This window comes from Microcoleus sp. w1-18aA5 (genome assembly GCF_036701705.1).
In the GTDB taxonomy this organism is placed as follows: Bacteria; Cyanobacteriota; Cyanobacteriia; order Cyanobacteriales; family Microcoleaceae; genus Microcoleus.
Genome location: NZ_JAUPTE010000106.1, coordinates 1 through 19,054 on the forward strand (window position 1 = coordinate 1; position 19,054 = coordinate 19,054).

A 19,054-nucleotide genomic window follows, 5' to 3' on the forward strand; every position below is an offset into this window, starting at 1 on the left:
GGACATTTTGACCTGAACCCTCAGTGAGATTAATCTGTTATTCTATCAGGCCTTACACTAGAATGAAATAGCCCTGTCGATCAAGCACCCTGGATAACAGATTGTCTTTCCCGTTCAGCTTTCAATTTTCGCAATCTTTCTGTCGCCGGATGGGGATTTGCTACTTGGAGCTTTCGCTGCTGATGCGACCATTCCAACCAATCTTGCAAATATCTACTTACTGATTCTTGATTTTGTAAATAATACAAAATAGTCGTATAGACTTCTGCCAAAGTTAGAGATGGATAGAGTTGCTGAATTTCTTCTGGGGTGCGTTCTCGATACAAATACTCATACAGTACCGTCTCAATCCCGATGCGATGTCCTTTAATGCGAATATCATCCGGTGCTAAGAAATCAAAATACTCATTCAGTCCCATATCTAAAATCCCTCTTTTAGCTATCTACTATTCTACTATTCGGTTTGATCGGAAACTATAATGCGATCGATTTCTTCGCGGTGGCGTTCGTATTTTTTATCTAGTGACGAGAAATACCCAGATAAACCGGGTTTCTCAGTTCTGCGTGTGATACCTACTTACTTAAACTTTAGCTAATCTAAATATAAACACATAATCAACCTCAATCTCATGTTTTTTACCAACAGATGACAAAGGGTGATACCCTTAAGATAAGAATTTATTTGTCTATGAACCAAATTAAACGTGTTGTCATAGTGGGAGGAACCCACGGAAACGAACTCACAGGAATTTACCTGGTGAATAAATTCGATCGCGCGCCAGAGTTAATTGGGCGATCGACTTTTGAAACAATGACTCTGCTAGCCAATCCCAAAGCTTGCGAAATCGGGACACGCTACGTCGATATCGACCTCAACCGCTGCTTTCGACAGCCAGATTTAGAAAATCCCCATCTCTCCAGCTATGAAGCGCAGCGGGCGAAAGAAATCTACCGCATTTTTAGCTCAAAAAACACTCATCTGCCCAACGTAATTATCGATTTGCACAGCACCACATCCAACATGGGGCTAACATTTATTCTCGCCAGCCATCATCCATTTAACCTGCAACTAGCAGCTTATTTAACCTCTGTGTATCCCCACCTAAAGCTACTGGCTTCGGCAACCAAGAATCATGATAGTCCTTTGCTGCGATCGCTTTCGGTATTAGGCGGTACGCTGGAAGTTGGCGCAGTCCCGCAAGGCGTATTAGATGCGTCTTTATTTCAGCAAACTGAGCAAGTTGTCGGCACGATATTAGACTGCGTAGAATCCTACAATCAAGGCACAATGCCTGCTGCAAAGAATCCCCTGACTATTTATCAGACTATTGGGGCGATCGACTATCCCAGAAACGAGAACAGAGAAATTCAGGCAATGATTCATCCTCATCTGCAATCCAGAGATTATCAAGCCCTGAATCCCGGCGATCCGATGTTTTTGACTTTGGATGGTGAGTCGGTATTGTATGAAGGTAAATCAACCGTTTATCCGATTTTCATTAACGAGGCTGCTTACTACGAAAAAGGAATTGCCTTGTGTTTTACTCAAAAGCTAATAGTCAATCTTGAGTAGAAGATTAAAAATTATTCTTGAGAATTTTCCGGTGACAAAAACTCCTCTTTAGAAGCCGTAGTCAAAGAACGCAATTCCTTCCATATTTCCAAAGTAATAATACAGGTAATCAGCCACACCAAACCAGCCGTATAACCAGCAATAACATCGGTAGGCCAGTGAACTCCTAGGTAAAGCCGGCTAAAACCAATAGCAGCAATTAATACAACTGTCAAGCCGTAAATCGACCAGCGCTGCTTGGGAAAGCGTAGACCCAAAAAATATCCTAGCAAACCGTAAATAACCATTGAAATCATTGCGTGTCCGCTAGGAAAACTGTAAAATGTTACATTAACAACGCGCTCCCAAAGTTGAGGTCGATCGCGGGCAAAAAGTTTTTTTAACAGTAAATTCAAACCGATCGCTCCCCCAGCCGCGAGCGCAATAGTTGCAGCTTCCGATCGGTGATTGCGCGCTAGCAAAACAATACCCAACGTCAGACAAATCACTAGCAGCAACTTCGGCTCGCCCAAAAAAGTAAAGCCCAGCATTATTTGATCGCGCAACGGAGTGTGCAATTGCCTCAGAGCTAGTAAAATAGAGGTATCGAAAACGTAACTTTCTTTTTCCAACACGTCTTCGGCAAGGGTGGCAAATCCCCACATCCCCAAAGCCGCAACAGCAAGCCCGGCCAGCCGAATTATTGAAATGAGCGATCGAATTTTAGAACGCATTCTTGAATTAATTAAAAATTTTAAATTTCCAACTCAAAATAATACAACAAATATAGGAAACGAAAAAGCCTTACCAATCGTCTAGATGCTTGAGCAACTATATTCTGAATGATTAATTGAGTTTTCACTACCCACCTCAGCTTTTACATCCAACCTGCGAATGACTATACTATCAAAAAAACACATTTATGCAATTTTGTTGGTCGTGGGGTTGACAAATCTTTATAGTTGTGCTAATAACAGCGGAGTAAATGCCCCGATCGCCGAAGCCCACACGATCGCCCAGCGTCTCGTTTCGACCGCAGTCGCCCAAAAGCCGAACAACCCGCAATTCGGCCAGCCGATCGACTGTACCCTAGGTAAAGACTGTTTTGTATTGCTGTATTTCGATCGAGAACCCGGCCCCACCGCCGTCGATTTTGGCTGCGGGCGTCAAACCTACGACGGCCACGACGGTACAGACTTTGCGATTCCCGACGCCAAAGCCATGGCAAAAGGAGTGCCAGTGATTGCCTCCGCTGCCGGTAAAGTTTTGCGAGCACGAGATGGTGTGGTCGATCGGCGTTTACAAAACGAGACAGAGAAAGCCAACATCGCAGGCACAGAATGCGGCAACGGCATGGTAATCGACCACGGCGGTGGTTGGGAAGCCCAATACTGCCACCTCCGCAAAGGCAGCGTTGCCGTTAAACCGGGGATGCAGGTACAAAAAGGCACTGTTTTGGGCATGGTGGGGAACTCTGGGATGGCCTCTTTCCCCCACGTACACGTAACTTTTCGCTATCAAGGCAAACCCGTAGATCCCTTTGTCGGCCCCGACGCGAAGGTAGGCTGCAACATCGCCCGCAATCCTATTTGGGACAAACCTCTAGACTATATTTCCACAGGTTTAATTAGGGCAGGTTTTGCCAATAAGCCACCCGATATCAACGCTGTCTGGGAAGGACAATTTTCCGAGACTCAACTCCCTCTAAACAGTCCAGCTTTGTTGTTTTGGGTGCAAAGTTACGGAGTGCTCAAGGGCGATCGCGAACAATACAAATTATTTGCACCCAACGGCACAACCATTGCCGATCAAACCAATGAAATTAAAGCCCCCAGCCGCACTTGGTTGGGTTATGTCGGCAAAAGAAACAGTACAAATTCTCCTCTGACTCCCGGAGTTTGGCGGGCCGAATACCGGTTGACGCGGGGCGATCGAGTTTTGGCAGAAGTCAAGCGAGAAGTAGAGTTGCGTTAGTTAGTTGACTGTTGACTGTTGACTGTTGAATGTTGGCAGTATTTAATCCGTGTAGCCGTGTCAAAATGACTCTCTTCCTTCTTCCTTCTTCCCTCTTCCTTCCGAAGATTATTTCAGCAGCCAGCCAAATAATTCTCCGACACTCAACCGCAGTTCGTTAGCGAAGGACGGCACAGGTAGCAGCATTTCTGGTTCATCAAATACTGCTGTCTGTTGCTGGGGAACATAAACAAAAACGCATTGTTCGTCGGGATCGATCAGCCAGCCCATTTGAGTTTCATGATTTAAGCAGTGCAGAATATTTTTAGTAACTTTAGTTTGACTTTGGTCTGGCGACAAAATCTCAATTGTCCAATCAGGAGCTATGGGAAAGACATCAGCAATTTCGCCGTTCTCATCGGCGGGAATTCGGTTCCAGACAAATACTGAAACATCAGGCACTGTTGACCTTCCGCCAAAGGTACACCGGAGTTCTGGAAATGCTCGTGCAACTTTTTTGGGTTTTAATATAGCGTTAATGAAAATAATTAGTTCACATTGAGTCGTACTGTGTTTCCCTTGTGGCATTGGCTTCTGAATAATTTGATTATCAATGTATTCGCTGGCAGGTTTGGTTTCGGGTAGTTGGAGAAACTCTTCTAAAGTTAAGGATTTTAATCTTGTTTGTACCATTTTAAGTTCACCTCTAATGAAGTAGATCTTTTAGCAGCAGTCTAGTCTAAGGTAAATTGTTCCAAGCTTGAGCCACAATGTCGCTCAGCCATAGCCTCTGAGCAAAATCGAGCAGATTGTCGTCCGCGAGTACCTCAGCCTTTAATTCATCCAAAGACTGAGATCGCGATCGAGCTATTTGAATCACACCCGCGATCGCCGACGCCACCAATTCTTCATTCAGCGGCTGCTGTCGCAAAGCAATCATTTCTTGAGGATTCGTAGGAATGGGATAATTCATAGAAGTGCATACCGAAAGGAGTAGATATTCAGCCGTTGCGCCCCCACCGAGAGCAAGAGCGATCGAAAACCTAAAAATCTGAGAACATTGTAAACTTATTTAAAACTAAATAAGTATTCGGGAGTATAGCCTACTTTGCTCCCTTGTCAACTCCCCCATCTTTATTAATTTATTCAGAATTGAGAGCCTAATCATGCAAGAAATTCTTTATCTAGAAGTCCCGACACCGGATACAGCAGCCGTCTGCACTTGGTTGCAGCACGAATTCGATCCCGGAATGGGAGAAAAAATTATTACTGCTGACGGCTTTCGACTGCTTTCACCAGCCACAACAGCCGAGGTTCTCAAGTCTGGAACTCAAAAGGCCAATCCAAAACCCGCATTGGCTGACACCAAATTAGGAAACCCAAATTGGCGATCGACTGAACTTTCCACCTTTGTCTGGTCACTGCAGCGCACCACTTATTTAAAAGTCTTTCGTCTAGAAGATGCGCCTGCGGGAGAAAAAAAGTTCCTGGAAGCTCTGAATCTTGCTGTAAGAAACAAGTTTCCCGATCGCTACCGGGAACCCCCTGTCATAGACCTCTCCAAACAGTCAATTTTTGAGGCTCTTGCCCCCTATTACCCCCTCACCGTCAAATACTTCCAAAAAATGCCTCAAGGCGAATACGACCTCAAGCGCGTCTACTGGTGGGAACAGCGTTGGCGCGAAGGCACTCGCAATCCTCAAACGCCAAAACAAGTAGTGTTTTTGAAGGAAGAGGGTTCGGCAACGGATTCTGTAACGGATTTAACGGATGTAACGGATGTTAAGAAGAAGGTAAAAAGTACAGTTTCGGTGTCTGATTCTGGCGATACTTTTTACGACTTAATTTATATTGGCGGGGCCTTGGGAGTGATTCACGCCGCAGTCATGGCGAGATTGGGCTACCGGGTGCTGCTAGTTGAACGAATGCCTTTCGGGCGAATGAATCGCGAGTGGAATATTTCGCGGGACGAAATTCAAAGCTTAATTGATTTGGGTTTATTTACTGCTGCAGAAATCGAAACTTTGATTGCCAGAGAATACAAAGATGGCTACAACAAGTTTTTTGATGCTAACAATCCGTTCGTGGCTAAAGCGCCTGTTCTGCACACACCAAAGGTACTCAATGTAGCTTTGGACGGAGAGAAATTGCTAAATTTAGCGGGACTTAAGCTAACAGAAGCTGGTGGAGAAATCTGGGACGAAACTGAGTTTATCAGAGCAGATGTTGAAGCGGAAAAAGTAGTAGTTCAGGGCCGCCACTTGCCGACAAAAGCCGATCGCACTGCATTAGGACGGCTGCTGGTGGATGCAATGGGGTCGGCTTCTCCCATCGCTTGGCAATTGAACGAAGGGCGGACTTTTGACAGCGTTTGTCCGACAGTGGGAGCAGTCATCGACGGAGGATTTGAGCCGGGAATATGGGATTCCGATTACGGGGATGTACTCCACACTCACGGGGACATTTCCCGCGGACGCCAGCTCATTTGGGAGTTGTTTCCCGGCGCCGGCACAGAACTGACAGTTTATCTATTTCACTACCACCAAGTACATCCAGAGAATCCCGGTTCTTTGCTGGAAATGTACGAAGATTTTTTCGCAATTTTGCCGGAATACCGCCGCTGCGATGTCGATAAATTGGTTTGGAAAAAACCGACCTTTGGTTATATTCCGGGGCATTTTAGCAGCAACAGCAGCGATCGCTCCGTGGCGATCGATCGCCTAGTCTCGATCGGCGACGCAGCATCCTTGCAATCTCCCCTCGTTTTCACAGGCTTCGGCTCTCTTGTCCGCAATCTTTTCCGCTTAACAGACCTGTTGGATACAGCATTAAAGCACAATTTGTTGACGGCAAATCACTTAAACCAAATTCGCGCCTACCAGAGCAATATTTCAGTAACTTGGCTATTTTCTAAAGGCATGATGGTTCCTACCGGCAGCAGTTTGCCACCCCAAAGAATTAATTCAATGCTCAATACCTTTTTCGGTATTTTGGCAGCACAAAAACTCGCCGTCGCCGAAACTTTTATTAAAGATAGAACCGACTGGCTAACTTTCAATCGACTGGCGATCGAAGCAGCGGGAAAAAATCCTTCTCTCCTGTTGTGGATTTTAGATTTTGTCACATTGGGGGATATTTGGCGCTGGCTGGGAAGTTACTTGAATTTTACTCTGCTGGCTTTGGCCAGTTTGCTCTTCGGATGGCTTCCCAGCTTCGCCCGCAGGGTACAGCCTTGGTTGGAACCCCGGTATCCGGCTGTTTGGCTGTGGCTGTTGGCTACCAGCTATGCTCTCACCTATGGCATGGGAAAGGGGAGAAAAGAGTGTTGAGTGTTGAGTTTTGACTCAAAACTAGCAACTCTCATATCCAATCCGTTAGCATCGGAATAGTAAATTCGAGTTGACTGTTCACTGTTGACTGTTCACTGTCAACCGTCAACCGTCAACCGTCAACCGTCAACATCATTCCGGTGTTACCGGAAATGATATCAGTTCGCTATCGAAAACTCGGCAATTCAATTTCAGCTAGCGATCGACGTTTTTTAGAAGCCCGCAGCGGACTGGCAATCAAGCTCAGCCAGTCTGGTTGGGCGACTGCTGTAGGTTTTGCCACACTCGATCGCACTTCTTGAATGCCAAAGGTTTCAACAGAGTTCAAAATTTGAAAAGCCCTGGCCAATTCTTGGGCGTCCACTTTGGTAGCTGTTTCGGGTTCAGACTCAGCCATCGGCAGTTCAGGTTCCGCAACCGGTTCGGCCGAGTCAGTTGCCGGCTCATGAGGCTGGTAGGTTTCGGTCTCCTGTAATTGAATGGCGGATACTTGTGCTAATTTGTTGAGTTCTAGAGGGGCTGGGGATTCAGGCTCGATCGCCTCAACAGCAGCGGCTAACTCTGGAAGCTCTTCTGGTTCCGACCAAGGTTGGACAGGGGAAGCGTTGAAGGCTGGCGGCACCGGCATCTGAGAGCTTTTGACCGCCGCGAGCAAAGATTCTAATTGTGCGCTGGCGGTGTCCAGATTATTGTCAGGCGGCTCAATCCTCGGAGACTTTACCTGCGGCCTGTCCAAACTTCTTTCCAAGGCAGCTTTGAATTGCAGAGTGTGGCGCTGCTGGCGGTGCAAGCGGGCTCGCAATTCCCTGCAAATATTTTCTGTGGCTACTAACTGCTGTAACTGTTCGTTGTAGCGCTGCACAGTAGACGCACATTCTCGCTCAACAGTCGCTAGTCTGACTTGGCTGGTTGCCAACTGACTTCTTAAACTTTCGACTAAAATTTCTTGACTTTGGAGGGTTTGATGGGAAACTTCCACTTTGCCAAACAGCCGCGTCAATTGTTCTTGAGAATTTTCGAGTTCTGCAGTCCGCTGTTCTAGCAAAGTTTCGCGATTCTGCAAGGTTTTTTGGGACTCTTCCAAAGCTGTTTCTAGCTGGGCGATGCGCTGCAAAAGGTCGCGGTTGCATTCGTGCAGCGCTTGCATAAGGGTGACTGGGGTCGATCCTTTGCCCTTGGCCTGTTCGGCATTCCCAAGCATATTTTTTAGATTGTCTGAAATTGGGGGCGAGCCCGCCTCAGTTGGCTGTGTGGGAGATTGCGAATTTTTTGTTTCAGGTGTTGTGGGAATTGCATCTACGCTGATGGCGTTGGGAAAATCTACTGTTTGCCAGTCTTCATCTTCTGGCTGTTGGGGAACCGTTGCGGGAGTTTCTGTCGCATCGGGGGCGATCGGCTCAAAATCCCCAGTAGCAGCAAAATCTGACTGAAATGGTTCGGTATCGGATGGAACAGCAGGGTGCGGTTGGTGCTGATGGGCTCGAAGATCAGCTTCTGACATGGCTTTTTATCCCAATACTCACAGGGTCTCAGATACAGTCTATCCTTAGAGATTCTACAGAAGGAAGCCCCTAAGTGATAGTTTTGGCCTTTTTCCTATTTTTTCGGACAATAACCTCTGAATCGGGTGGCGCGATCGAACTACAACCCGAACTCAAATTAAGGCGTAAGATGGGCCTGTGAGTTTTTTGCCCAGAGTCCTATTAAAATAATTTTTCCCGATCTCTAACGCACTGTTTCGGTATCTCGGCGCTCGCCTAAGCTTTAACAACTGCACAATGTTTGTCAATGATTGCTGGAACTTCTGCCGGTGCAATGCGGCTGTAGCGAGTTTTGTCCGGCATCACAACTATATTTGGGCCCGCTTTACACTGTTTGAGACATCCGGTTCCCTGTACAGTCACTTTGTCTTCTAAACCGCGCGCATTCAAAGCATTTTCTAAAGCTTTACAGACTCCTCCAGCGCCCCGCTTCAGGCAGTCTGATTTTTGACATACTAATATTTTGGTTGGGGTTTTTGCCGGAGCTTTTACAGTTTTAGCTGCTGTGGGAGAGCTGACTTCGGTTTTAGCGATCGCGCGATCGTCGGATGTCAATACCGCAACAGGCCCATTGGTGGAGTCAAGGTGTTCGTGCGATCGATCGTTGTTACCCTGAGCCAGCTTGAGGCTACGAGCTTTAAGTTTTATTTTACCGTTTTTCAAGTTAAGTTCTTTCTCACCTACAACTTGAACTCTCAACCCCGGTGTCAAAATAGGCGACAGAAATGACCGCAATTCCTTGCAAAGTTTAACAAGATATTCTACTCCGCGATCGTTGCTAATTCGCAAATATTTAAGTTTGCAGCCATCTTCAATAATTAGGCCGAGGATTTCTCCCTCTAAACTGAATTCGGAAACTTGCTTGCCAGACTTATACATTGTTATAACTCCTTTAAATCCGTTACATCCGTTACATCTTCTACACTGCTCGTTGCCGAACTTCCTTCTACCTTTACCCGATTTGCCAGCAGCATTCCAGCCACTGCACGAGTTCGCATCGAGGGGCACTGACTTGCCTCAACACACTCATTAACTGAGCCGCTTGTTTAACAGTATTGACTTTTGCCCGCAAAGGTTGGTCAACCGCACACCAGCAGGGAATTTCTAGTTCTTGCAAGCGTTTGTAAACTTGCCACCTATCTAGCCAACTAACTTGCACAATGTCACAAACTTCTAATTCTGGATCTGCTGGATTCATTTTGTAACAACAGTAATAATTTGCATTAATTTTTACCCTGACTGGTAGCGGGTAGAAGTGAAAAGCCAGATTTCAGCAGAACATCAAAGATGATCAAAAGCCCTTCCTGAAAAATTATGCCTCTTGCCTTCTGCCTTCTGCCTTCTGAAGGTTCGCCCCACTTTCAGGAAGCGTTCAGAACGAGGATCTTGTTCAAGCATAACCCAACTGCTAATAATTCTCAATAGGTTTACAAAAAAAATTTCCTACTCTACAAAATCTTCTACTATCGAGGCAGACGCTGCTTGACGGGTAAATCTAGGGTGCTAGACTGACTCTATTGGCAACAAAACTGCCTATTGAGAGGAGAACACACATGGCCCAGACTCAGAGTGCATTGAGACCATTTGGCCACATATCCGAAAACCCAGTTCTACTGGAACATTCAGTCACAGCACCGATTTGTGAAGGAATGAACGCGCTGCTGGCCAGTTTTCAGGCTCTATACCTGCAATATCAAAAACATCATTTTGTGGTGGAAGGGGCAGAATTCTACTCCTTGCACAAATTCTTTCAAGAAAGCTACGGAGAAGCTCAAGATAGCGTCCACGAGTTGGGCGAACGGTTAAACGGATTGGGCGGCATACCAGCAGCTAGCTTTAGCAAGTTAGCCGAGCTGTGCTGTTTTGAGCCGGAAGCCGACGGCGTATATTCCTGCCGCCAAATGCTAGAACACGATTTGACGGCGGAACAAGCTATTATAGGTTTGCTGCGCCGTCAAGCAGGGCAAGCAGAAAGTTTGGGCGATCGAGCTACCCGCTACCTCTACGAAAAAATCCTGCTAAAAACAGAAGAGCGGGCTTATCACATTTCCCACTTCCTCGCCCCCGATACCTTAGTGCAATTGAACTTGAACTAACAATTCTTCTTCTTCCTCTTCCTTCGCGCCCTTAGCGCCTTCGCGGTTCGTTATCTTAGATCAAAAAAAAAGCGAGCAGTTTTGTGACTGCTCGCTTTTTTATACAAAGTGCGTTTGAACCGCAGGGAATTAAGGCGCTAAAGCATTCCCACGCAACAAGCTACCAATGGTTTTCGCAGTAATCTTCATCTGAATGAAAGGATTAGCCGGTACCACGGTTTTATACAAGTAGCTATCGAATGTGAGCTTTTGCACATCGCGATCGGCACACATTTCCACAAAAGCTTCGCGAGTAGCGTCGGAACGGTAAAACACGCGCTGCAAAATGTCGAGAACTTTGTAAGTAATGCCGTAGGCTTTATCCCACCGCTTCAGGTAAATCTTAATTTCCTCTTCAGTCGGAATGCGCGCGCCTTTATTGGAAATCTCAACAATAGTTTCGGCGCACATCCGGCCAGACTTGGCGGCAAAATAGATACCTTCGCCGGAAGACTTGGTAACATAACCTGCAGCATCGCCTACGAGAGCAACTCGGCCGACAACCCGGCGAGGACGCGGATGTTCCGGGATAGGGTGAGCTTCCACTTTAATAATCTCACCGCCCATCAATTTTTTGGCAGCGCGGGCGCGGATGCCTGCTTGCAGCTTTTTAATACTGGCTTGATTGACTTTCATCGTGCCGGTGCCGACGGCTACGTGGTCGTATTTGGGGAACACCCAAGCGTAGAAGTCGGTAGATACGTCATCGCCGACGTACATTTCGGCTAAGTCGTGGTAGTAAGCCATTTTATCTTCCGGCAGGCGGATTCGTTCTTGGAAGGCGATCGCATAATTGTAATCACCAGCGTCGATCGCCTTTGCTACGCGGGAGTTAGCGCCGTCAGCCCCGATTACCAAATCCACCTTCAGAGTTTTCTGAATTCCCATGGCGCTGCCGTCGGAGTGGTCGGCATAGTGGAGAGTATAGGGGTCTGTATTGTTGCCGGGAATTTCTAATTTGTGAACGGTGCCGTTAATTAGTTTTGCACCCAAGGAAGCGGCGCGATCGCGCATGAAGCCGTCGAGCACTTCGCGGCGGCACATACCGATGTATTCGTGTGCGTTTTCAATATTGATGTCCACCTCGACGTTGGAGGGGGAGATCATTTTCATTTTTCTGACTTGGCGGTCAATAATACTTTGCGGCAAGTCAAATTCGCTGACCATGCACAGGGGAATCGCCCCACCGCAGGGTTTGGCGTTGTCTAATTTACGCTCGAATAGGTATGTTTCGATGCCTGCTTTTACCAATGTTTCGGCGGCGGAAGAACCCGCAGGGCCTGAACCTACTACTGCAACCCTTAGTGTCAAAGCTTTTCTCTCCAGTTTTTTTCTATAGGCATTACTCAGGTGTGATGGTATCACGGACTTGGGATGCGGTGGCGTGAAGCAGGGGAGATTTCAATGAAATGAAACAGAGCTTAACAGTTCGATACGAAAATAGCCATCGCGCGAGGGATGGGGCGCGGCGAATTGTTGAGCTGTTGGTTGTAGTTTTTAGCAGGAAGGAAATACCTAACGTATGAGAAACCAATGCAAACGCCTATCTTTGATGCAGCCCTCCGACAATTAGCTGTAGCTTCTATTAGCGGATACCAGAAACACATCTCGCCGATAAAAGGGTTTTCTTGCGCTCACCGAGTGCTGTACGGGGGGGAGTCTTGCTCGCAGTATATCAAGGGCGCGATCGCCAAATTGGGTTTATTTGGGGCGATCAAAGCATCGCGCCGCCGGTTTGCGGCTTGCAAACGCGCGAATCACATCTTGAAAGCCCGGTTTAGCACTGAATCTGGCTGTGAAGACTCCAATTTCGAGGGTAACGATGAACCAAAATCCGATCGACCAAAATCTCAGGGGAAAACTCCTCGCAGAAGCTCTCAGGGTGAAAATTACTGTATTGAAGGCCTAGATTGTGGAATCTCGGAATGTATTTCGGGGCTCGATTGTAGTGGCGCGGATTGTTCGGGACTCGATTGTGGCAGCGCGGATTGTTCGGGGCTCGATTGTAGTGGCGCGGATTGTTCGCGGCTCGATTGTAGCGGCGCGGATTGTTCGGGACTCGATTGTGGCAGCGCGGATTGTGGCAGTTGTTTCTAGTTTTACTCCCCAACCGCTCTCCAAATAGGTAAATTTTTTTTACTAAATGTAGGGGAATTTTCAGAGGGTGCGATCGCGATTGTCGATCGAACTCGGTGCAATTACGTTACATTTAAGTTACGTTAAGCTCCTATATAAAATTTCAAATTGCTATGCTAGGTAATTTTCAACAAAGCAACCTGCGGATTGAGCTTGAAGCTTCCGAAACAGCGATTAGAGACAGCTTGTTGCGTCCAACTCAATTGCAGCAGTGGCTGTGGCCGCAGCAGTTGTCTAGCGGTTTGCCGGAAGAATTTGCTCAAGGTTTGACCTTTACAAGTTGGCTGGGCCCCGTGGCAGTTCAGCATCACGTTGATATTGTTGAGCACAATTGTCTGCGGCTGTTATTGAGTCAGGGAATTGACGGATTTCACGAGTGGTATTGGGGCGATGGTTGGGTGCAGTCTCGGTTGGAGGGAGTGTCGCTGCTGCCACTGAATTTGGGGCAAACGGCTAGTTTACTCCGGCTGCGGGAGTTTGTAGCCGGGAAGGGTAAGCGGAAGTAGATAAATCACCGAAAGCATCCAGGATACAAGCCCCCTGATTCATCCGTCCAGAAATAAAAAACCTGTATCCGATGAAACTTGCCCCCCGAATTTATCCGTGGGATCAATGCTTCAATTCTAAAATCTAAAATCTAAAATCTAAAATCGATTGACTCTCCAAAATCATCAGAACAAAGCCTGGTAGTTCTGCATAGCAACGAAAAATTCTTAATCCTTTTAGGGATAAAGAAGCGTTGTAATGATGAATAAAATACCACAAAGCTCCCACACGATTGGAGAGCTTTTTAGATTAGGAAAGACTCTTTCTTAGAACAATAGCGAGATATCTTGTACATCAGGGAGTTCTTGCATCTTTCGATATCAAAAGTTTTGCCCCTATCTTTCCCGACAGATTTGTGTCGCTGGCGAGGCAAAACTTTTTTAGATGCGACCAAAAAATCTGTATAATAGACGGCACATTGTCTGTAAACTCCTGGGAGGGAATCCCAAAAACCTTTAGCACCCATTTCAACTAGACTTCCTATATATAGTCATCCTCGCATCATTTGTGAATTTCTTACTCCCTCCCCTTAGTAAGGGGAGGGTTGGGGTGGGGTGAAAAACTTACGACTCATGTAGGATTGCTATAAACCCCTAGAATTTCTTTGGTTAAGGCATCAATCGCCAGCTATTTCCACTTCTTGTTACCCTTATTGCCTACAAACGACCACATTTCATCACCTTGGATCGTTAGCTTGCCTGGGTTTTTTGACTTTACTTGAACTTTCCGGGAGACTGATACTAATTGTTGAAAAACACATAGTATTGGAACCAGCGGGGGGACACCCTCGTGACTTTGACAATCGCGACTCAAGATATTTTTTCTAATAAAAGCCGATCGCTCATTTTTTTTGTTTCTTCTGAAATCGTTTGATGTCTCGGGTTTTAAACAAACTTCCTGTGACAATATATTCATTTAAAGTTTTGCTTAGCGCTGGGGGTGGGACAATTTTTAACGATGTTTGAATAACAGAAACGGTGACAATTCATGGAGTTGAGAATTAACAAGGCTTAGGTACGTCGCATGATAACTCCTTAACCTTACTATGCCAGACCACCTGAAAGCCACTTCGCTGCCGAAAAACTAAGAGTGTGTTATAAAAACATAATTTGTTCCTTTCTAAAGCGCTATTCTCGACACAACGAACCCGGTGTGTTTTGACTTCGCGTTAATTTTTACCAAAAAAATAAATATGCTGTCCATTCCAGGCATTGCCGTCCAGAAGCTGCTTTACGAAAGTGCTAACTCTCTGGTTTACCGGGCCCTTCGGGAAGCGGATCGCCAACCGCTCATCCTCAAACTGCTCAAAGAGAGCTACCCGACACCTCAAGAATTGCTACGCTACCGTACCGAATACCGCATCACCCGAGAGCTGAAAGAGGCGGGAGTCGTGCAAGTTTATGACTTGCAAAAATACCAAAACAGCCTCGTGATTTTTGTGGAGGACTTTGGCGGGGAATCGTTGAAAATATGGATGCAGCAGCGAAAGTTTAACCTCAAGGAGTTTCTGCAAATTGCGATCGCAGCCACTGAAATTTTAGGACAAATTCACAGCGCCAATATCATCCACAAAGATATTAACCCCTCAAATATTGTTTATAACCCGGAAACGGAACAGCTCAAAATAATCGACTTTGGTATTTCCACTCAGCTAACGCGAGAAATGCCAACCCTGAAAAATCCCAACATTTTAGAAGGAACCCTCGCTTACATCTCGCCGGAACAAACTGGTAGGATGAATCGCTCAATCGATTACCGCACTGACTTTTACTCCCTCGGTGTCACCTTCTACGAATTGCTGACAGGAAAACTCCCTTTTGAGACAGAAGACGCTTTAGAGCTAGTTCACTGCCACATTGCCAGACAACCAGTTCCACCGCACGAAATCAAGCCGGAAATTCCCCTAATTGTCTCTCAAATTGTCAGTAAATTGATGGCAAAAAATGCGGAAAATCGCTATCAAACTGCATTGGGACTCAAGCAGGATTTAGAAATGTGTCTCGTTCAACTACAAGAAACCGATAGCATAGAAGAATTTGACTTGGGAACGCTGGATCTTACAGACCATTTCCTGATACCCGAAAAGTTATACGGCAGAGAAACAGAAGTTGTTAATCTATTAGCTGCCTTTGAAAGAGTTCGTAATTCTAGTGCCGAAATGATGCTGGTGGCTGGCTTTTCTGGGATTGGTAAAACCGCAGTAGTGAACGAAGTCCACAAGCCGATCGCCAGACAGCGTGGCTATTTTATCAAAGGCAAATACGACCAATTTCAACGCAATATTCCCTTTAGTGCATTTGTGCAAGCATTTCGGGAATTAATGGGACAATTATTATCAGAAAGTGACGCTCAGTTACACAGATGGAAAACCATGATTCTCACCGCAGTAGGCGAGAGTGGGCAAGTCTTGATTGACGTAATTCCTGAATTAGAACACATCATTGGCGCTCAACCGGCTGCACTAGAATTGTCCGGGAGTGCGGCCCAAAATCGCTTCAATCTGCTGATGCAGAAATTTGTGCAAGTATTTACCCAAGCAGAACATCCCTTAGTGATATTTTTGGACGATTTGCAGTGGGCGGATTCGGCATCGCTGAAATTGCTACAACTGTTGATGGAGGATACCGGGCATCTGTTGGTATTGGGTGCTTATCGAGATAATGAGGTATCATCGGCTCATCCGTTTATGTTGACTGTAGATGAGATTGTGAAGTCGGGAGCCACTGTGAATACGATTACCCTGCAACCGTTGAGTTTAGCAGATCTCAATCAGTTGGTAGCAGATACGCTGATTTGCGATTTATCTTTAGCCGGGCCCTTGACAGAATTGGTTTATCAAAAAACCCAAGGAAATCCATTTTTCTCAACTCAATTCCTAAAAGCCTTGTATGAAGATGGTCAAATTATTTTTAACCCCCCTCAATCCCCCCTTACCAAGGGGGGATTGAGGGGCGTACAAGGGGGGTGGCAGTGCGATATTAATCAAGTTAAATTTGCCGACGCCTCTGATGTGGTGGAGTTTATGGCGGCGCAATTGCAGAAGTTGCCTGCACAAACTCAGGATGTTCTCAAACTTGCCGCGTGCATTGGGGCGCAGTTTGATTTAGAGACATTGGCAATAGTCAGCGAAGAATTACCAGAAGAAACGGAATCAGCGCTGTGGAAAGCCTTGCAAGAAGGACTCATTTTAGTGATTTCAGAAGGCTATAACTTCATTCAAGCAGATGCTCAATCCCCAAATCAGTCTGTTGCTAATCCCACTTATAAGTTCCTGCACGATCGCGTCCAGCAAGCGGCTTATTCATTGATTCCCGACGACCAAAAACAAGCCACTAATCTCAAAATAGGACAGTTACTGCTACAAAGTTCTTCCGAGATAGAAATAGAAGAAAAACTATTTGATATTGTGGGGCATTTAAATCAAGGAATTGAGTTAATTCATCAATTAAGTGAACGCTCAGCCTTAGCCCAACTCAACTTAGAAGCTGGACGTAAGGCTAGAAATTCTACCGCCTACGCTGCGGCAAATATCTATCTACAAACGGGAATTGAGCTACTGACAGTCAACTGCTGGCAAACTCAATATGAATTGACACTAAATCTATATGTTGCTGCTGCTGAAATTGCCTATTTGAATGGTGACTTTGATGGTATGGAACAGATGGCAGCACTGGTTTTGCAAGAAGCCCAAACAATTTTAGATCGAGTTAAAATTTACGAAATTAAAATTGCCGCTCAGACAGCCCAGAGCAAGGTGTTAGAAACGATCGCAGTAGCAAGAGAAGCACTCTTACAATTGGGGATTGAACTGCCTGCTGAACCTGATGAAGCCAAGATTGGCAAAGCGCTACAAGCCCTTGCGGCCCTCCTCGGCGACAGAAAGATTGAGGAATTGGTTGACCTAACTGTGATGACAAATCCACAGACTCAGGCAGCTATGCAACTGTCTGGTATGTTGTTTCCACCCATTTTCCAGGGAATGCCCGGTTTGCTGCCCCTGCTGAGCTCAACGATGGTGAGTTTATCGCTCTCCTTTGGGAATGCACCCGCATCGACGGTGGGTTATGCGATGCACGGGATGGTTTTCTGTGCCTTTTTCCAAGAGGTGGAAACGGGCTATGGCTTTGGGCAATTGGCACTTTCATTGCTGGATAGGTTGAATGTACCCGAATTCAAGTCCACAGTTCTACTTTTGTTTGGTGGCTGGATTCAGCATCGCCAAGAATCTCTTTTGGCAACGATACCGACGCTGAAAGAGGGCTATAGGTTTGGTATGGAAACCGGCGACTTTGTAGACGCTGGCTACAACATATATATTTGCTTTTATACTCATTTATTCGCTGGTGTAGAACTAGACACTTGGGAACCAGAAATAGCAAGTTATAGGGCGGTAATGGCGCAGTTGAAACAATATTCTGCGCGAGTTTATTTGGATATGATTCAGCAGACGGTGCAAAACTTGAGGGAAACCCATACTCGGCCGGATTTGTTAATAGGCTCTGCCTACGATGAAACGGTGATGATTCCTAAGCACTATCAGGATAATGAATTTACGGCGATCGCCTGTGCCTGCATCTTCAAACTGCTGCTTGCTTACTGCTATGGCAATTATACGGCTGCCCTAGACCACATTACCCAAGTCAAACAGTATTTGATGGGAGTATCTGGATCGGCTTTTGTTCCAATTTTTCATTTTTATGCAGCCCTAACGCATCTGGCACTTTTTCCCGCACAGCCAGCAATTGAGCAAACTGAAAATATTGCCTTAGTAGAAACCCATCAAAGCACGCTGCAACAGTGGGCGCAAAATGCTCCGATGAATTATCTGCATAAATGGTATTTAGTGGAAGCAGAACGACAAGGAGTTTTAGGCAATAAAGCCGAGGCGATTGAAATGTACGATCGCGCCATTTCTGGAGCCAAAGAAAACAAATATGTTAATGACGAAGCCCTGGCCAACGAACTAGCAGCCAAATTCTACTGGGAATGGGGTAAAATAAAAGTTGCTCAAGCCTACATATTTGAGGCGTATTATTGTTATGTTGAATGGGGAGCCACTGCTAAGGTAACGGATTTAGAAACGCGATATCCCCAATTATTCGCGGTAACTCAACCGGGAAGAAAAAACACTCAAACTACCGTAGCAATGACAACGACTGGTTCGGGGAATCACCTAGATATCACCGCAGTCATGAAGGCTTCTCAGGCAATTTCTGGAGAAATTCTGCTAGATAAGCTACTGTCTAGCTTGATGAAAATTTTGATGGAAAATGCAGGGGCGCAACGAGGCTATCTGATTTTGTTAAGCCAGGGACAACTGTTCATTGAAGCTGAAGGAACCATCAATGACGAACTCGTTACCGTGTTGCAGTCAATCCCCGTTGCAACCTGTCAAGAACTTTCCTCCGCAATTGTCAATTATGTGAGTCGCACTCAAGAAAGCGTGGTACTAGATGATGCTGCGAGATCGGGACAATTTACCAACGACGCCCACATCCGAAAGCATCAGCCAAAATCAATTTTATGTGTACCGTTGATTAACCAATCTCAAATCATTAGTATTGTTTACCTAGAAAATAATCTGACAGCCGGAGCTTTTACCCCAGAAAGAGTGGAACTATTAAAAGTGTTATCTGGACAAGCAGCTATCTCGATTCAAAATTCTAAGCTTTATACAGAAGTTCGCAAAAATGAAAGCAGGCTGGCTCAACTAAACAAAGCTTATGAGCGATTTATTCCCCATCAATTCCTCCAGTTTTTAGAGAAATCAAGCATCATTGATGTGGAACTGGGCGACCAAGTGCAGTTAGAAATGTCGGTGTTATTTTCCGACATTCGCGACTTCACCACGCTTTCGGAAAC

The 19,054-nt window shown here is 45.9% G+C and carries 15 protein-coding genes; 7 read left to right on the top strand and 8 right to left on the bottom strand.

The genetic code is table 11. From position 1 onward, the window contains the following. Positions 1–80: 80 nt before the first annotated feature. Positions 81–419 carry a DUF433 domain-containing protein gene (locus tag Q5691_RS25240; RefSeq protein ID WP_333201249.1) on the bottom strand — a complete coding sequence of 113 codons (339 nt, stop codon included), beginning with the start codon at positions 417–419 and terminating at the stop codon, positions 81–83. A 269-nt stretch (positions 420–688) separates the two neighbouring features. Here Q5691_RS25240 and Q5691_RS25245 point away from each other — a divergent pair, with 269 nt between their 5' ends. Continuing rightward, positions 689–1,573, top strand: coding sequence for an aspartoacylase (locus Q5691_RS25245; protein ID WP_333213431.1), 885 nt, complete (start codon positions 689–691; stop codon positions 1,571–1,573). A gap of 11 nt (positions 1,574–1,584) precedes the next feature. Here Q5691_RS25245 and Q5691_RS25250 read toward each other — a convergent pair whose 3' ends face one another. Beyond that, positions 1,585–2,286 (bottom strand): phosphatase PAP2 family protein, encoded by a 702-nt coding sequence (locus Q5691_RS25250; RefSeq protein ID WP_333213430.1) that lies wholly within the window; start codon positions 2,284–2,286, stop codon positions 1,585–1,587. Positions 2,287–2,446: 160 nt separating this feature from the next. Here Q5691_RS25250 and Q5691_RS25255 point away from each other — a divergent pair, with 160 nt between their 5' ends. After that, positions 2,447–3,526, top strand: coding sequence for a M23 family metallopeptidase (locus Q5691_RS25255; protein ID WP_333347801.1), 1,080 nt, complete (start codon positions 2,447–2,449; stop codon positions 3,524–3,526). 108 nt (positions 3,527–3,634) lie between these two features. On the opposite strand, the gene Q5691_RS25260 is transcribed toward Q5691_RS25255, so the two are convergent. Next, positions 3,635–4,198, bottom strand: coding sequence for a Uma2 family endonuclease (locus Q5691_RS25260; RefSeq protein ID WP_333347804.1), 564 nt, complete (start codon positions 4,196–4,198; stop codon positions 3,635–3,637). Positions 4,199–4,244: 46 nt separating this feature from the next. Beyond that, complete coding sequence (locus Q5691_RS25265) at positions 4,245–4,478, bottom strand: hypothetical protein (protein WP_190662685.1); 234 nt, start codon at positions 4,476–4,478, stop codon at positions 4,245–4,247. A gap of 193 nt (positions 4,479–4,671) precedes the next feature. On the opposite strand from Q5691_RS25265, the gene Q5691_RS25270 reads away from it, so the two are divergent. Next, positions 4,672–6,834, top strand: coding sequence for a flavin-dependent dehydrogenase (locus Q5691_RS25270; RefSeq protein WP_333347807.1), 2,163 nt, complete (start codon positions 4,672–4,674; stop codon positions 6,832–6,834). Positions 6,835–7,000: 166 nt separating this feature from the next. Here the strand turns inward: Q5691_RS25270 and Q5691_RS25275 are convergent, their stop codons facing one another. From Q5691_RS25275 to Q5691_RS25285, 3 genes are all read right to left on the bottom strand, one after another. Beyond that, the gene (locus Q5691_RS25275; RefSeq protein WP_333213426.1) at positions 7,001–8,335 is read right to left on the bottom strand and encodes a hypothetical protein; all 1,335 of its coding nucleotides are present in this window, start codon (positions 8,333–8,335) and stop codon (positions 7,001–7,003) included. Positions 8,336–8,591: 256 nt separating this feature from the next. Beyond that, on the bottom strand, positions 8,592–9,254 hold the full coding sequence (locus Q5691_RS25280) for a (2Fe-2S) ferredoxin domain-containing protein (protein ID WP_333213425.1): 663 nt from the start codon (positions 9,252–9,254) through the stop codon (positions 8,592–8,594). 73 nt (positions 9,255–9,327) lie between these two features. After that, positions 9,328–9,573 carry an Asr1405/Asl0597 family protein gene (locus Q5691_RS25285; RefSeq protein WP_333156175.1) on the bottom strand — a complete coding sequence of 82 codons (246 nt, stop codon included), beginning with the start codon at positions 9,571–9,573 and terminating at the stop codon, positions 9,328–9,330. A 355-nt stretch (positions 9,574–9,928) separates the two neighbouring features. Between Q5691_RS25285 and Q5691_RS25290 the strand changes: the two genes are divergently transcribed. Then, entirely contained in the window at positions 9,929–10,471 is a 543-nt protein-coding gene (locus tag Q5691_RS25290) for a Dps family protein (protein ID WP_333213424.1), read from the top strand. A 129-nt stretch (positions 10,472–10,600) separates the two neighbouring features. Here the strand turns inward: Q5691_RS25290 and chlP are convergent, their stop codons facing one another. Then, positions 10,601–11,821 carry a geranylgeranyl reductase gene (gene chlP, locus Q5691_RS25295; RefSeq protein ID WP_172186475.1) on the bottom strand — a complete coding sequence of 407 codons (1,221 nt, stop codon included), beginning with the start codon at positions 11,819–11,821 and terminating at the stop codon, positions 10,601–10,603. A 222-nt stretch (positions 11,822–12,043) separates the two neighbouring features. Between chlP and yidD the strand changes: the two genes are divergently transcribed. The 3 genes from yidD to Q5691_RS25310 all read left to right on the top strand — a co-directional run. Further along, positions 12,044–12,607, top strand: coding sequence for a membrane protein insertion efficiency factor YidD (gene yidD, locus Q5691_RS25300; protein WP_333213423.1), 564 nt, complete (start codon positions 12,044–12,046; stop codon positions 12,605–12,607). 152 nt (positions 12,608–12,759) lie between these two features. After that, a complete protein-coding gene (locus Q5691_RS25305; RefSeq protein WP_333165791.1) occupies positions 12,760–13,152 on the top strand; it encodes a hypothetical protein in 393 nt (130 codons plus the stop codon). A gap of 1,232 nt (positions 13,153–14,384) precedes the next feature. Further along, positions 14,385–19,054, top strand: a 4,670-nt coding sequence (locus Q5691_RS25310; RefSeq protein ID WP_333347812.1) for an AAA family ATPase, incomplete at its 3' end; no start/stop codon positions are given.

Coding starts and splice junctions, on each gene's coding strand:
- Q5691_RS25240 (WP_333201249.1), bottom strand. CDS start 419: ATGGGACTGAATGAGTATTTTGATTTCTTAGCACCGGATGATATTCGC.
- Q5691_RS25245 (WP_333213431.1), top strand. CDS start 689: ATGAACCAAATTAAACGTGTTGTCATAGTGGGAGGAACCCACGGAAAC.
- Q5691_RS25250 (WP_333213430.1), bottom strand. CDS start 2,286: ATGCGTTCTAAAATTCGATCGCTCATTTCAATAATTCGGCTGGCCGGG.
- Q5691_RS25255 (WP_333347801.1), top strand. CDS start 2,447: ATGACTATACTATCAAAAAAACACATTTATGCAATTTTGTTGGTCGTG.
- Q5691_RS25260 (WP_333347804.1), bottom strand. CDS start 4,198: ATGGTACAAACAAGATTAAAATCCTTAACTTTAGAAGAGTTTCTCCAA.
- Q5691_RS25265 (WP_190662685.1), bottom strand. CDS start 4,478: ATGAATTATCCCATTCCTACGAATCCTCAAGAAATGATTGCTTTGCGA.
- Q5691_RS25270 (WP_333347807.1), top strand. CDS start 4,672: ATGCAAGAAATTCTTTATCTAGAAGTCCCGACACCGGATACAGCAGCC.
- Q5691_RS25275 (WP_333213426.1), bottom strand. CDS start 8,335: ATGTCAGAAGCTGATCTTCGAGCCCATCAGCACCAACCGCACCCTGCT.
- Q5691_RS25280 (WP_333213425.1), bottom strand. CDS start 9,254: ATGTATAAGTCTGGCAAGCAAGTTTCCGAATTCAGTTTAGAGGGAGAA.
- Q5691_RS25285 (WP_333156175.1), bottom strand. CDS start 9,573: ATGAATCCAGCAGATCCAGAATTAGAAGTTTGTGACATTGTGCAAGTT.
- Q5691_RS25290 (WP_333213424.1), top strand. CDS start 9,929: ATGGCCCAGACTCAGAGTGCATTGAGACCATTTGGCCACATATCCGAA.
- yidD (WP_333213423.1), top strand. CDS start 12,044: ATGCAAACGCCTATCTTTGATGCAGCCCTCCGACAATTAGCTGTAGCT.
- Q5691_RS25305 (WP_333165791.1), top strand. CDS start 12,760: ATGCTAGGTAATTTTCAACAAAGCAACCTGCGGATTGAGCTTGAAGCT.